This window comes from Synechococcus sp. CCY 9618 (assembly GCF_019038415.1).
In the GTDB taxonomy this organism is placed as follows: Bacteria; Cyanobacteriota; Cyanobacteriia; order PCC-6307; family Cyanobiaceae; genus Cyanobium.
In genome coordinates, this window is sequence record NZ_JAFKRG010000017.1 from 1 (window position 1) to 14096 (window position 14096).

The following is a 14096-nucleotide window of genomic DNA, read 5'->3' on the forward strand; positions in this document are numbered from 1 at the left end:
GAGCAAGACTCCCGGCGGGAAAGCCACAAGGCTCACAGCAGAACCCACTCTGCTCTGGAGGGTCTTGGAGCGGCGGCTATTTCAGCAGCCTCCTAGGCCGGTGTGATCTTCAGTTCCAGGTGGCCCGTGGCGGCATCCCGTTCCCGGCTCAGGCGCCAGGCCTCTGGATGTCCCAGCAGCAGCTCCATCGTGGTGCGCACCGCAGACCCATGGCAGAGGTGTCCGCCGAGGGTCCGGCCTTCCCCGTCGGCCACGACCACGTGCAGATGGGCGCCGTCAGGGGTGACCGTGCCGGCAAGGGAGACCACCTCGAACGGCCCTTCAAGTACCACCCCAGCGGCCCGGCCGGCGAAACGAAGCATGGGGTTTTCCAGGCTGCCGATGCCGGAGACGATGAACCCACAGAACTCCGGGTCGTCCCCGGCCATGGTTTCCAGCTCCCGGCGCAGATCCACACCGGGAGGCAGCCGCAGCGGGCGAAATTCCATGGCGCTCACCTCAGGCCCCTGGCCCTGCCGCTGCCGCCGGGCCCGGGCCCCCGCGGGATTCCAGCAGGCCGATCGTGCGGGTGCTGTGCAATAGCTGGGGATCCATCGGCAGGGCCGAGAGGGTGAAATCCTGGGGTTCCCAGTGGCCAGGGGGGGGAGGGGAGAAGCGACTTCGTCGTCTCCGACTTCTGCCGCATCGTTCGTTGGCCGTCCAAACCGCAACAGATGATGGCCAGGGGAACTCTACCGGTTGGAATCGTTATTCACCGCTCTGGCTGGAATCCACAAACGGCAGTTCCAGGTCGGTGGCGAGCACGTGGATCTCAGGATCAGCGGCAAACAGGCTGAGGAGATCGCTGTGCAACCGGGCAGCCGCCGGGCCGGCTCCGGATTCAATGAAACGACAGGTCCGCCAACTCCAACGATGCGTAGCAATGGCGCCATCGCTGACGTACAGATCCAGATCGCCATCTTCCCATCGGCGTCCGTAGATGCAGACGCCGAACGTGAACGGAAAGCCCGCCAGCCCGACCCACCAGCCCCAGTCTTCACAGCCATAGCCAGCGGTGGCATAGCCTTTCTCCGGCAACTTTTCGGTCAGATAGATGGCGAGGGCCTTGCCATACATGCCCTCATTCACCAGTTCGTCGTCCTCACCCGGAAGGATCGGAAATCTGGAGGAGCGCAGGCGGATGAAGGAACTCAGCATGGTGTGATGTCGCAACAAGTTTCGTTCTGCGGGCTATGGAGAGTCTTGTGTCGGTGCTCCAGAATGTACTCCTTCCACACTGGCTCAACCACAGCTGGCAGCCTGCCGAACGCACGGACCAGCTCCAGCGGAATCACTTACCAGCCGAGCGTCCAGAGCCGAGGACTCAGACAACCAAAGCCGGTATTCCGCAAGGCAGTAACCGGCTCAATGATGATGCTTTCTGCCAATCTTGTCCATTTCAGCCTCGGCGAACGCGAGCTTCACACAATCGCGCCTGCGCGCGTAACGCCAGCCGGAAGAGCCGATGAAAATCGAGATCGACCAACATAGGCTCTGGCCCATGGGTGACGAGACACTCACCAGCAGTGGGCCTGAAATCGCGAAGAACATGTACAAACAGACGAAAGCCAATGGCAGCAGAACCAGGCTGGTTTCTCCGCATGCATGGCCAGCCTGGATATCTCCGGCAAGGAATCTGGAAAAACTCTGAGCGCTTGAATGAATGGCTAGGCTACATTCCCCAAATTGTCACGGCAGGGGCCCGATACGTGAAAGGAGTGAGCGTTGATGACGACAGGCGCAGACGACACATTGATACCCAGGAGCCCGAGCCCGACTGCAGCCAGAACAGGGCCGATCGTGTGGTCGGAGACGGCGGACAAGACAATCGCGATGCAGAAGAATGCACCAGAGGCGCCATTAACGAGCCGATAGGCCATTGATCCTGTAGCGAGAGCCCGGCTATTGTCTGGCATGGAGCCAATCGACCGGGGCCACCGGACAACCTGACGCCGCGACATGGGGGCTGGATCTTCCGGTTCAGTGCCTTGTTGGACAGGCAAGCACCTTGACCATGAAGGCCGATGAGCTCGGACACAGACGAGAAAACTGACAGGTGCCTGCAATGGACGTTGGCGCCTCTTTTCGGTTTACCGTGCTGTAACCCTGCGCCTCAAAGAACTGCTTCGCAGTCATGGTGAGCAGGTAGATGGACCCGATGCCCAATGAAACTGCATGTTCCTCTGCACGGCGGACAAGTGCAGTTCCCAAACCCTTGCCTCGCTCTGTCTCTGAAACAGCTAGAGAACGCAGTAATGCTGTTGGGCCAAAGACCTGAATACCAACGACGCCAGAAAGTTCTTGATCTGAGCCAGCAGCAAACAACGAAACTTCAGTTCCAGCCTCAATGTCGGAGGTGAGCAGATGATTGCTCTGAAGAAGCGCGATAATGCTGCCATCAAACCATGCGGGTTGAATGCTGTAGTTCATCATGCGTGTCGGTCCAGGCCAGAAGCAGGCAGAGCCTCTTGACCATGAAGGATAAAGCCTGCACCCGTCTTCGGCCTTGGAAGGTCAGGCTTTAAAGCGGAGTTGTTGATTGCACTCTGCATGACCGCCAATCCAGGCCCACATCAATTCATGGCTGGTTGCCTCCTCAGCTAACGCGTTGATCCGAAGTCCAGCCCCGGCTGATCAGAATCTGCGGACCATCTTGAAGTGGAGCGAAGGATGGCGTGGTTCGGCCTTGAGTCATACGAAGCAGAGATCGTCCAGGAGTTTTGTATTCGAAGCGAGTGGATCAACGCACGCCCAGAAGCTTGGGTTTGTGTGATGCTTCATGTTTCAGAGCATCGAACCGCCTGACTGTCGCTCATCGCTACATTTGCAAACTAGTCCAAGTGGCCTGGAGCACCGTCGTCCTCCACCTGCTGGTCCCACTCCGTTGCGTCGAATCACTGGAGCCAGACCCGGACTTCGGACCCCTTGGCGGAATTGCTGACTCCTCCGTAGGGAGGAGGCATCTATCCACTTGATAAGCCCCATGTAGATCGAACTGGCGCTTCCCGGCAGTATCGCGAAGCGTCAAGCGACCGATGGGAGCAAGGGCGAGCGCCATGTTGTGCATGGACGGAGAGCTTATGTTCTTTGCCCCGACTATCTGTGGTGGAGACGATTATTTCGTGCCACGTCTTCACTCACCGGTGGCACACATGACTTGCGGATAGGTGCTCTGGTTCAAGCCGGGGCCTGTCCATGAAGGTGTCACCCAGGAGGCTTGGATTCGTGGCTTGCGTCCATCCATGGGCAGCGTTCTCCGAAACGTGGTGCTGTTTGTGGTGGCTCAGGCGTGGGTGCTCATTCCACGCATCACCCTGCCCATGATCCGCACCCGTGCCCTGCGCGGCAGGGGAATCAGGGCGTAGACCAACAGCTTCGAGAGCGTGCCCGGCAGCACGGTGGTCTGGCGTCCCAGAGCATCGAGGATCGGCTGGGCGATGGCTTCGGGATCCAGGGCGTTTCCCATCCGCATCCCGGCCCGTGCCGCAAAGCCGCTGCTGGTGGGCCCCGGCGCGGCCGCCAGCACATCCACGCCGCAGGGGCTGAGCTCCACTTGCAGGGCCTCGGCCAAGGCCTGCACATAGGCCTTGGTGGCCGCGTAGTGGGCCGCATAGGGCATGCCCTGAAAACCCACGATCGAGCTGAACAGCACCAGGCCGCCACGGCCCTGCGCCCGGAAGCGGCTCCCGTAGTGGTGGCACATCTGCAGCACTGCCCGGCCGTTCACCATCAGCATCTCGGTCTCGGCGGTGATGTCGGCATCGAGGAAGGGGCCGGAGCTGCCGAAGCCGGCGGCGGCCACCAGCAGGCCCACCTCCAGCGCCTCGGTGGCGTTGCCGAGCTGATGGAGATGGTCCTCCCGCGCCAGATCCAGGGCGCTTACGCGCACCTGCACCTTGTGCTGGGCGCTCAGGCCAGCCGCGAGGGCCTCCAGCGGCGCCCGACGGCGGGCCACCAGCACCAGGTTCAGCCCCGCTTCCGCCAGTCGGCAGGCCAGGGCGCGGCCGATGCCGGAAGAGGCTCCGGTGACGACGGCCCAGGGTCCGTAGCGGGAGAGAAAACGCTGTTGGCGCCGTGTGTGGGCTGGTGTCATCGGCGAAAGAGCAAGGGTTGGAGGGATGGCGGCTCGCCAATGTAAGCCATGATGGCCATCATGCAATAGATCAAAAAAAGGGTGCGTTTCCCGGGGGGCGCTTCAGCTCCCTTCAGCCGCGGTGCCAAGGGTGCTTGTGGCGGCGAGCAGGCGCCGGGCCAGGGCCGGGTCGTCCACCAGGCGGGCGAGAAGCACCGATCCCACCATCGCCGCCGCGAGCTGCAACGCCGCATCACTCGGCGCCGGGGACGGTTCGTGGGGCTTCAGCTTGCGTTCGATCGCCGCAAGCATCCCCCGGGCCGCTGCCGCGAAGGCAGAGCGAACAGGTGGCGACTGGCGGGCCCCCTCGCCTCCGAGAGCTGCAATCACGCAGCCCAGCTCCGGATGGCTGAGATGCTCAGGTGAGAGGTAAAGGGCCAGGCTCTGCTCAAGAGAGTGGGCGTCGCCCAGGGTCGTGTCTGCGCTGGCGGCAGCCGCCGTGCCGATGGCCTCAGCCACCAGGACGTCTCGGCTGGCGAAATGGGAATAAAAGGCGCCATGGGTAAGGCCGGCACCTTTCATCAGTGCCGGGATGCCGATGCCCGAGAGTCCGTTGCGACGCAACGCTTTCGCCGCCGTATCAAGGATGCGCTTGCGCACCTCTTGCTTATGGTCCTTGGCGTATCGCATGACAGGAATCATGCCATGGAGGCCAGTCCTTCGCAGGCAGCCCGCCTTCAGGGCATGGCTGCTCACGGGCCCATGCTGTCCCTGTTGGGCAGCCATGGCTCTGGTGTGATCGGTTCAGCCCCGCAGCTGAACTGTTCCCCCTTGGGGCTTGGTCAACCGTTGCCTTACTTCCCGGGCGACTTCACGCGCTCCGTTTCACCAGCCGGCTGCGCCTGCAGAAAGGCGATCACCTCATCGCACCAGCGGACCCATTCCTGCTCGTAGAGGATGCCCCGGCGCAGGGTGAGGTAGCGGAACTGGCCCTGGAGGCTCGGGGCGTCCAGGGCCTGGAATTCCCTCTCCCGCTGCAGGTAGGTGTCCAGGTTCTGTTGATGGATGCCCCGTCGCCGCTCCAGTTCCTCGATCAGCACCGCCCGGGGCATGTGGGCGCCACCGAGCACCCGCACCCCCAGGTCCTCCCGGATCGGGGTGGGTTCGGTGGGTGATCGGTTCCAGCGGTCGAGTTCCTCGCGGCCGCTGGCGGTGAGGGCGAACACCTTTTTGTCGGGCTTGCCCGTCTGGGGCACCAGCTGATGATTCAGCCAACCCTTCGCCTCCATGGCGGCCAGTTCCCGGTAGATCTGCTGCTGGCTGGCTTTCCAGTAGCAGGCGATGGTTTGCTCGAACTGCTTGCTGATGGCGTAGCCGCTGGCGGGCTGCTCGCAGAGCACGGTGAGGATCGTGTGGGCCAGGGCCATGGGGGAACGATCGGCAGCGGAGCTGGGCCCTCTGATCTTGCCCTTCCGATCCTGCTTTGCCGCAGGCCTTGGCCCCATTGACCTAGCCAACTTAGTGTGCATACACTTTTGCGCATGCCCAACCTCTTGAGTATTCACAGGTTGGACCCCGCTGCCTTGTTTCGATGGCCTCCCTGCCTGCCGCCCTGTCTCCTCCCGGCTCCCCAGTGCCGCCGCCAGGGCTGGCTGGCGGCCTGCGTCGGCTCCTGCGGCGCCTCGGCTCCAGCCGGCGACGCTGGCTGCTGCCGTTCACCGTCACTGCCGCCAGCGCCCTTGGGCTGGCCCTGGCCGTCGCCCCCCGTCCCCGGCCGCCGGCGGCCAAGGCCCTGCCCGTGGCGGTGGTCTTGGCGCAGCCGGTGAGCCGGTATGTCACCAGCCGGGAGTACACCGGCGAGGTGGTGGCCGGGCGCAGCAGCAGCCTCGGCTTTGAGCTCGCCGGCACCCTGGAGCAGGTGCTGGTGGAGGAGGGGGATCCGGTGCTGGCTGGCCAGCCCCTGGCCCGCCTCGACCGCCGCCGGCTGCTGGCCCAGCGCCAGCAGCTGCTGGCGCAACAGCGCACTGCCCGGGCCGCCGTGCAGGAAGTGCGCCAGGAGCTCACCCTTGCGGAGCTGCGGCGGGAACGGCGCCGCCAGCTCCATGCCCAGGGGGCGATCTCCCGCGAGGACCTCGACCAGCAGATCTATGGCGCCGGGGCGCTGGCCAGTCGCCTGGCCCAGGCCGACAGCCAGGTCGATGAGCTTCGCGCCCGCCTGCGCCAGATCGATGTCGACCTGGCCCGCAGCGTGCTGGTGGCCCCCTTCGCCGCCACGGTGAGCCGGCGGTTGCTCGATGAGGGCATGGCGGTGAGCAGCGGCCAGGCCCTGCTCACCCTGGTGGAAGCCGCCCCCCGCGAGGTGCGGGTGGGGGTGCCTCCCGCCGTCGCCCAGGGCCTGCGGCTGGGCGAAACCCACCCCGTGAGCGTTGGCGATCGCCGCCTCAGCGCCACCATCAGCGCCGTGCTGCCCCAGCTCGATGCCGGCAGCCGCACGGTCACGGTGGTGCTGCGGTTGCCGGCCGAGGATCTGCCGGTGGGCGCGACGGCACACCTCAGCCTGCGGCGCAGCGAAGCGGGGGAGGGCTTCTGGTTGCCCACCGACGCCCTGGTGGCGGCGGAGCGGGGGCTCTGGTCGGTCTATGTGCTGGCGCCCCCATCGCCGGCGGCGGCCCAAACGCCACCGCCGGCACGGCAGGTGGCCCGCCGTCTGGTGGAGATCGTGCATACCGAGGGCGACCGCTCGCTGGTGCGCGGCACCCTGCGCCCCGGTGAGCAGGTGATCGCCACCGGCACCCACCGCGTGGTGCCGGGCCAATGGGTGCAGGCGGCGCTGTGAGGCTCGATCTGTTTCATCGCAACCGCCAGCTTCTGCTGCTCACCCTGCTGCTGGTGGTGGTCTGGGGGGTGTCGTCGCTGCTCACGCTGCCGCGGCTGGAGGATCCGCTGCTCACCCAGCGCAATGCCCTGGTGGTCACCAGCCTGCCGGGCGCCACGCCGGAGCGGGTCGAATCGCTGCTCACCGAACCGCTGGAGCAGGCCCTGCTGGAGCTGGAGGCGGTGGACCATCTCGACTCCACGTCCTCCTCCGGCACCTCGGTGATCGCGGTGGTTCTCAAGGATGCGATCCGCGAGGTGGCGCCGGTGTGGAGCCAGGTGCGCAGCAAGCTCGACGATGCCACTCCGCGGCTGCCGCCGGAGGCCTCCAGGCCCGACTTCCGCGACGGCAACATCGGCGCCAGCGCCCTGATCGTGGGCCTCACCTGGGAGCTGCCCGGCCCCGCCAACCTGGGGCTGCTGGCCCGGCTGGCGGAGGATCTGCAAGACCGGCTGCGTGCCCTGCCCGGCACCGACAAGGTGGAGCTCAGCGGCGAGCCCACAGAGGAGATCCGGGTGCAGATCGGCGCCCGGGAGCTGGCCCGGCTCGGGCTGACGGCCCGCGGCCTCTCCGAGCGCATCGCCGCCAGCGACGCCAAGGAGGCCGCCGGAGAGGTTCAAGGCCAGCGCCATGGGCTGCTGCTGCAGGTGGATGGCGCCCTCGATTCCCTGGAGCGCATCCGTGCCATCCCCCTGCAGACGGGCGCCGATGGCGCCAGCGCCCGCCTCGGGCAGGTGGCGGCGGTGAGCCGTGGTGTGCGCGACCCCGCCGGCCGGCTGGCGCTGGTGCATGGCCATCCGGCCGTGGTGGTGTCAGCCACGGTGGCCTCCGGTGAGCGCGTCGACCGCTGGGCGCAGCAGGCTCGGCAGCAGCTCGACAAGGTGAACGCCACCCTGCCCGCCGGCCTGGGCCTGCACACGTTGCTGGATCAGAGCCGGTATGTGGAGGAGCGCCTCGACGGCGTGATCGGCAACCTGATCACCGGTGCGCTGCTGGTGGTGGCCGTGTCGGTGCTGATGCTCGGCGGCCGGGCGGCGTTGGTGGTGGGGGCGGCCCTGCCCCTCAGTGCCCTGATGGTGTTCGGCTGGATGCGGGTGCTGGAGATTCCCCTGCACCAGATGTCGGCCACCGGTCTGGTGATCGCCCTGGGGCTGCTGATCGACAACGCCATCGTGGTGGTCGATGAGGTGCAGCAGCGCCTGCGCGGCGGCGCCTCCAGCGGCGCAGCGGTGCGGCAGTCGGTGGGCTACCTGCTGGTGCCGATGCTGGCCGCCACCCTCACCACGGTGCTGGCCTTTGTGCCGATCGCCACGGCGCCGGGAGCCACGGGCGAATTCATCGGTGCAATCGGCCTCACGGTGATCCTGGCGCTGGCCAGTTCCCTGTTCCTCTCGCTCACGGTGATCCCCGCCCTCTCCGCCCGGCTGCAGCACTGGCGGCCGCTGGGGATCGAAGCGCGCTGGTGGGAGCAGGGGGTGACCCTGCCGCGGCTCACCCAGCGCTACAGCCACACGCTCCAGCAGGTGCTGCGGCGTCCCTGGCAGGGGGTGGCGCTGTCGCTGGTGTTGCCGGTGCTCGGCTTTGTGGCCTTCGGCAGCCTCGAGCAGCAGTTCTTTCCGCCCACCAACCGCGACCAGTTCCAGATCGAGATGCGCCTGCCCAGGCCGAGCTCCCTGGAGCGCACCGAAGCTCTGGCCCTGGCCGCCCGCCAGCGCCTGCGCGAGCACCCCGGCGTTGCTGATGTCCACTGGTTCCTGGGCGAGAGCGCACCGCCGTTCTTCTACAACGTGGTGGCCTCCCAGGAGAACGCCCCCCATTACGCCCAGGGCCTGGTGCAGCTGCGCGGCACCGAGCGCCTGCGCGACACGATCCGCTCCCTGCAGGAGAGCCTGGATGGCGCCTTCCCGGAAGCGCAGGTGCTGGTGAAGCAGCTGGAGCAGGGTCCGCCCTTCGAGGCGCCGATCGAGCTGCGCCTGCAGGGCCCCGACCTGGCCCAGCTGCGGCAGATCGGCGACGACCTGCGGCGCCGCCTGGCGCAGCTGCCGGCCGTGACCCACACCAGCGCCAGCCTCAGCGAAGCCCTGCCGGGCCTTGCCCTGGCGGTGGATGAGGCGCAGGCCCTGCGCAGCGGCCTCGACAACCGGGCCATCGCCCGGCAGCTGCAGGCCGGCCTCGATGGCGCCGTGGGCGGCTCGATCCAGGAGGGCGTCACCAGCCTGCCGGTGCGGGTGCAGGTGGCCGCGGCCCAGCGGGGGGATCTCCAGCAGGTGGCCTCCCTCGACGTGGTGTCGCCCGGCAGCGGCGACACCGTGCCGCTTTCGGCCCTGGCCCGCCTGCGGCTGGAGCCCGAGCTGGCGGCCATCGACCGGCGTGACGGCCATCGCATCAATACGGTGCAGGCCCACCTGTCCGCCGGCTCCCTGCCGGCAGCCACGCTGGGCGGGTTCCGCCGGCAGCTGGAAGAGGACGGTTGGCAACTGCCGCCCGGGGTGAGCCTGGCCTACGGCGGTGAAGCCGACGCCCGCGGCGATGCGATCACCAACCTGCTTTCCGCCGTGGGGGTGCTGCTGATCCTGATCACCGCCACCCTGGTGCTGTCGTTCCGCTCCTTCCGGCTGGCGGCTCTGATCGGCTCGGTGGCGCTGCTCTCGGTGGGTCTGGCGGCGCTGGCCCTGAAGCTCAGCGGCTCCCTGTTCGGTTTCACCGCCATCCTGGGCACCCTCGCCCTGATCGGCCTGGCGATCAACGATTCGATCGTGGTGCTCAACGCCATCCGCACCGATCCGCTCGCCGCCAGCGGCGACCCCGACGCCACCACCGCCGTGGTGCTCCATGCCACCCGCCACGTGATCGCCACCACGCTCACCACCGTCACCGGTTTCGTGCCGCTGATGCTCGATCCCACCGGCTTCTGGCCGCCGCTGGCGATCGCGGTGTCGGGCGGCCTGGTGGGCGCCACCGTGCTGGCGCTGTTTTATGTGCCAGCCGCCCACAGTCTGCTCATGCGCACTGTGGGGAACAACGCTTACCCCGCCCTGCCGCTTTCATCATCACCAGGCCAGCATTGAACGGGTTCGAAGAGCGTGAGATCCAGTCACTGACAGCGTTGATGATCTGGAACATCTTCCTGACGCGGCCATCATCTCTCCGCCAAGAGCCAACGCACTTCCCAGGCAGACTCAGGGGGCAGTTCAGGCGAATCGCGTTGCTGGGCTGCTGCGGCATTGCCTAAGTCGACAGAAACTGGAGTACCGATGCGTTGAACTCATGAGCAAATTCCAAGTAAGGCAAATGACCACACTCATCAAGCAATACCATCTGGGAATCTTTAATGCCGTTGGCTGCGATCACAGCGTGGCTGACTGGGAACGCACGATCTTGCTTTCCCCAGAGGATGAGGGTCGGTACTTGAATCTCAGGCAGTCGATTTCGAATGGCTTGCCAGACCTCAGATTTCATTCCGAAGAAGTTTCCCATTGTTCGAAATAGACGAGTTTGAAATTGCAAAATCTCAGAAGATATATTCCTCAGCACCATATCCATGAACTCGCTGTTATTGAGGTATGGGTCTGGATCAAAAACGCACTGTCTCATCATGAATCGTGCAGCTCCTAGGCTTGGATGATTTAACACTTCACCAACCATTGGGAGTGAGGTTAACCTTGCGGGAAACGGAACTTCTTTCCCTAAACCGCCGATAGCTATCAATACAAGCTTGTCGACTCTATTTGGACATTGCAGTGCAATCTTGAGAGCAAGCATTCCTCCCACAGAGCCTGCGATCAACGAGGCGTGAGGCATGCCAACCAAATCCATGAAACGGATGATGAATTGGCTGATGTCATCAAGAGTGTAAGTCGCATTTGGCTTGTCAGACTTGCCAGATCCAACCCAATCCAGGGCATAGACTTTATGATGTTCGGCAAGTTCAAAGATGTTCTTATACCAATAGTCAATAGCGCCACCTTGGCCGTGAATAAAAAGAACTGGCTGACCCTTCTCGCCCAAGGCCCAGTATCGTGTGTTCACCCCGTCAACATCAATGTATTTATCCTCCGGAAAGTCGATGGCCATGATTTGCTTCCCAGGTGTCGAATGAAGTCAGCAGCTTAAGCGAAGTACAAGGAGGCGATTCATGGATAGACTCCCTCTCCTCTAGTTGCTTGTTTGCTTTGGCTTCTTCTCTGGTGTGGCAGTCAGCCTAACGTTTGAGCTAAGCAACCCGCGGAGCAGGCTTACAGCATCTGCCGTAGCGGGTCAGCTTGAGCGAGGGTGTTAGGCCTCGCCTGTCGAGTTGCGCCTATTGCATTGAGTTTAGTCCGAACATGTTGCCCTCGGTGTCCATGCATAATGCAACCCAGCCGAACTGGCCGATGGCGAATTTGGGGCGCAGAATTCGGCCGCCAGCGGAAACGACCCGCGCTTGTTCTTTAGCGCAGTCGTTCACGGAGAAGTAGACCATGGTGCCACCAACACCGGGTTGACCATGGGGAGACTTGACGAGTGCACCTGAAGCTCCATAGGAATTCACATTCGCAGTGAACGCCCGCATGAGCGTCTCTTCGGTGGGGTCGTCAATTGATTCCAGTTGTTGGGACAACACGGTCTCGTAGAACGTGGCAGCGCGATCCATGTCCTCCACGTACAAGTCGAACCAGCCAACTGCGTTGGGCTTATCCATCGGAAGCTCCTTCAGAGAAAGTGGAGCCCGTAGGTTAGTAGCGTCAATCCGAGGTGTCTTGTATGGATCGGACACCGAAGCGTTTGCGAAATTCGACTGGGGTGTAGCCCGTGGCTTGCCGAAAGGCATGCGTGAAATGAGCTTGGTCTGCGTACAGGTCGAGATAGTGCTTTCGGAAGGACTGTTGTATCCGCAGCACTTTGATCAGGTCATGGGGCGCGAAGCCTGTGAGTCTTTGGAGCGTACGCTGCAACTGTCGTGTGGAGAGCTGAACCAATGTGGCCATCTCGGCAACAGACCGAATAGCGTCAAGATTCGAAAGAATTCGCGCTGTGATTGGATTCGCTCTCGCATGGCCATGGGCCATACACCACTGCACCAGTTCGGATAGTGCGGGCGCCATATCCATGAACTCGAGACCCTTGAGGCGGCGGCTCGTTTCCACCAGCGGTAAGCTGCCGCGGTACGGTGTTCCTACATAGCTGTCCACAACTTCGGCTCGATCCCCCTGCCATGCGCCTGGATAGAACTGAACCCCAACGTAGTGGAATGACCTGCCGAGATTAAGTGTTGTCGCTTCCGTATGTAGCGCCGTGACCCCGGCGATCTCGGTGTCGGTTAGATTGAACAGCAGGTTTACGCACGCGTCGGGTAGTGCGTGATAGTGAAAGTCATCCGGCAGTTCGGCAATGGTCCGGAGTTCCCAGAAGCAGTGCACCACGTCAACAAGACCCTCCGGGGGCGGAGATTCGGTGTACCTTACGGCCGAGCCACGAAACGAGAAGCCGTCAACGGCGGGGGAGTACATCGGTGGAGAGATCGGGCGATGAACATGCTTAAGCCGGTCGTGAGACGGTTCCGCTGAGAGGCCTACCCTGCCGCTCAGTGGTGGGCATGAGCAATTGGGGCTGATCCTTCTTGGGATTGACAGAATAGGTGCCACCCATCCACTGCAGCGGCATGTTAGAGCTTTGTTGCGAGAATGATGCCACTTGCCCACGATATCTTTGTGACGTGGAACCTACAATCGGCATCCAAGTAGTTAATAAGATTCTCGACATTGGCAGCGTGGCCATCAGGCCAGTTTGGTTGCGGAAGCATGTCGTCAATGATGTAAAGACCTCCAGGCTTAACCAACTCAAGGGCCTCGTCAAGAAAGCGGTACTTTCCTGACCATGTATCCGCAAAAATGAAATCATAGTGCTCACCATCCAGCGATTGCAGGAAAGAGTCGCCGTCAGCACAAACAATCTCCAGGCGCGGATCAGAGCCAAGATGATTCCTGAGAATCCCTATCAATGACTCATCGTTGTCCACTGTAATCAAAGAAGAAGATTGATCCATGCCTTCAAGAATCCATGCAGTTGAAAGACCTGTTCCTGAGCCAAGCTCAAGAAATCGAGCTGAAGGCTTTAAAGCTGCAAGCGTCCTCAACAGCGAGCAAGTCAGTGGATCTGACGCCATAGAGAATCCCGCTGCCACAGAGTCATTCCATAGACCCTCTACAGCCTTGGGTTCGTTCAGCCTGTCTCGGTCGTTCATAGAAATCCTGTAATTGCTCTAACGCTGCCCCCGAGTGGCCGGCAAGAAGCTATCGCAATCGCAGCAGAGTCGACTGCGGCCTGTCCACTCCAGGAGCTTGTTCGAAGGTGTCGCATCACCATAGGCGGATTGCGGACTTACACCGCATCAGCAGAGCTCAAGTCACCTCAGCCTCACTTCTAACACTGGCGCTCAACTTCAGCCCAAGGGCCGAGACGACCTTCAGGATGGTGTCAAAGCTCGGACTGCGCTCACCAAATAAGGCCTTGTAGAGGCTCTCCCTCGAAAGTCCTGAGTCTCTGGCCACCTGGGTCATCCCCTGGGCCCGTGCAATGTCGCCCAAAGCTTTGGCAATGAAGGCAGCATCGCCATCCGCCTCCTCAAAGCAGGCTTCCAGGTAGGCCGCCATCTCCTCCGATGTTCGTAGATGCTCGGCAACGTCGTAGGCGGTGGTCGTGGTTTTCATCAGATCTCCTCCGTCAGGTTGTCTGCCAACAGAAGGGCCTCATCAATGTCCTTGGCTTGTGAACTTTTGTCTCCGCCAGCCAAAAGGATGATTAAGGCGGCTCCCCTCTTCAGGTAGCAGACCCTGTATCCAGGGCCGTAGTTGATCCGCAACTCCGACACGCCGGGCCCAACGGGCTTGACGTCTCCAGGATTGCCATCGGACGAACCGCTCTGTCTGGCGGACTTCAACCATTCAGCAACAGTAGCCTCCAGGCTACGACCACGCGACGCTGCAGTTCTGGCTCCCAGCAAGGACGACACATCCTTCAAACAGTCAAGTTGATCGTGACGTGGACCCCAAAAACTGATCCAGGCCTTATGAGAGCTTCCCTACCGGCCAGACTTGGCCAGGAGAAGCCCCATGAAACGCAAACGCCACA

At 63.0% G+C, this 14096-nt stretch carries 15 protein-coding genes; 2 read left to right on the forward strand and 13 right to left on the reverse strand.

Going from position 1 to position 14096, the window contains the following annotated elements; translation table 11 throughout:
* Nucleotides 1–92 precede the first annotated feature (92 nt).
* From KUG41_RS04885 to KUG41_RS04915, 7 genes are all read right to left on the reverse strand, one after another.
* Nucleotides 93–488, reverse strand: coding sequence for a PPC domain-containing DNA-binding protein (locus KUG41_RS04885; RefSeq protein WP_216901665.1), 396 nt, complete (start codon nucleotides 486–488; stop codon nucleotides 93–95).
* 259 nt (nucleotides 489–747) lie between these two features.
* On the reverse strand, nucleotides 748–1197 hold the full coding sequence (locus KUG41_RS04890; protein WP_216901667.1) for a hypothetical protein: 450 nt from the start codon (nucleotides 1195–1197) through the stop codon (nucleotides 748–750).
* 207 nt (nucleotides 1198–1404) lie between these two features.
* A complete protein-coding gene (locus KUG41_RS04895; protein ID WP_216901669.1) occupies nucleotides 1405–1590 on the reverse strand; it encodes a hypothetical protein in 186 nt (61 codons plus the stop codon).
* Nucleotides 1591–2019: 429 nt separating this feature from the next.
* Nucleotides 2020–2469 (reverse strand): arsenic resistance N-acetyltransferase ArsN2, encoded by a 450-nt coding sequence (gene arsN2 / locus KUG41_RS04900; protein ID WP_216901671.1) that lies wholly within the window; start codon nucleotides 2467–2469, stop codon nucleotides 2020–2022.
* 853 nt (nucleotides 2470–3322) lie between these two features.
* Nucleotides 3323–4132: an SDR family oxidoreductase gene (locus KUG41_RS04905; protein ID WP_216901673.1), complete on the reverse strand. Its 810-nt coding sequence runs from the start codon at nucleotides 4130–4132 to the stop codon at nucleotides 3323–3325.
* A 102-nt stretch (nucleotides 4133–4234) separates the two neighbouring features.
* Nucleotides 4235–4801: a TetR/AcrR family transcriptional regulator gene (locus KUG41_RS04910; protein WP_216901675.1), complete on the reverse strand. Its 567-nt coding sequence runs from the start codon at nucleotides 4799–4801 to the stop codon at nucleotides 4235–4237.
* Between the two features lie 164 nt (nucleotides 4802–4965).
* A complete protein-coding gene (locus KUG41_RS04915) occupies nucleotides 4966–5538 on the reverse strand; it encodes a PadR family transcriptional regulator (RefSeq protein WP_216901677.1) in 573 nt (190 codons plus the stop codon).
* A gap of 164 nt (nucleotides 5539–5702) precedes the next feature.
* Here KUG41_RS04915 and KUG41_RS04920 point away from each other — a divergent pair, with 164 nt between their 5' ends.
* Both KUG41_RS04920 and KUG41_RS04925 read left to right on the forward strand, forming a co-directional pair.
* On the forward strand, nucleotides 5703–6947 hold the full coding sequence (locus tag KUG41_RS04920; RefSeq protein ID WP_216901679.1) for an efflux RND transporter periplasmic adaptor subunit: 1245 nt from the start codon (nucleotides 5703–5705) through the stop codon (nucleotides 6945–6947).
* Entirely contained in the window at nucleotides 6944–10054 is a 3111-nt protein-coding gene (locus KUG41_RS04925; RefSeq protein WP_371734027.1) for an efflux RND transporter permease subunit, read from the forward strand. Before KUG41_RS04920 ends, KUG41_RS04925 begins: the two co-directional genes overlap by 4 nt.
* A 160-nt stretch (nucleotides 10055–10214) precedes the next feature.
* Here KUG41_RS04925 and KUG41_RS04930 read toward each other — a convergent pair whose 3' ends face one another.
* The 6 genes from KUG41_RS04930 to KUG41_RS04955 all read right to left on the reverse strand — a co-directional run bounded on the left by KUG41_RS04930 (nucleotide 10215) and on the right by KUG41_RS04955 (nucleotide 13929).
* Entirely contained in the window at nucleotides 10215–11060 is an 846-nt protein-coding gene (locus KUG41_RS04930) for an alpha/beta fold hydrolase (protein WP_216901683.1), read from the reverse strand.
* Between the two features lie 226 nt (nucleotides 11061–11286).
* Nucleotides 11287–11667 carry a VOC family protein gene (locus KUG41_RS04935; RefSeq protein WP_216901685.1) on the reverse strand — a complete coding sequence of 127 codons (381 nt, stop codon included), beginning with the start codon at nucleotides 11665–11667 and terminating at the stop codon, nucleotides 11287–11289.
* A gap of 43 nt (nucleotides 11668–11710) precedes the next feature.
* Nucleotides 11711–12475 (reverse strand): AraC family transcriptional regulator, encoded by a 765-nt coding sequence (locus KUG41_RS04940; RefSeq protein ID WP_216901687.1) that lies wholly within the window; start codon nucleotides 12473–12475, stop codon nucleotides 11711–11713.
* Nucleotides 12476–12630: 155 nt separating this feature from the next.
* A complete protein-coding gene (locus tag KUG41_RS04945; protein ID WP_216901689.1) occupies nucleotides 12631–13209 on the reverse strand; it encodes an O-methyltransferase in 579 nt (192 codons plus the stop codon).
* Nucleotides 13210–13366: 157 nt separating this feature from the next.
* On the reverse strand, nucleotides 13367–13675 hold the full coding sequence (locus KUG41_RS04950) for an addiction module antidote protein (RefSeq protein ID WP_216901691.1): 309 nt from the start codon (nucleotides 13673–13675) through the stop codon (nucleotides 13367–13369).
* Nucleotides 13675–13929: a type II toxin-antitoxin system RelE/ParE family toxin gene (locus tag KUG41_RS04955; RefSeq protein ID WP_371734028.1), complete on the reverse strand. Its 255-nt coding sequence runs from the start codon at nucleotides 13927–13929 to the stop codon at nucleotides 13675–13677. The genes KUG41_RS04950 and KUG41_RS04955 overlap by 1 nt, the downstream gene beginning before the upstream one ends.
* Nucleotides 13930–14096 lie beyond the last annotated feature (167 nt).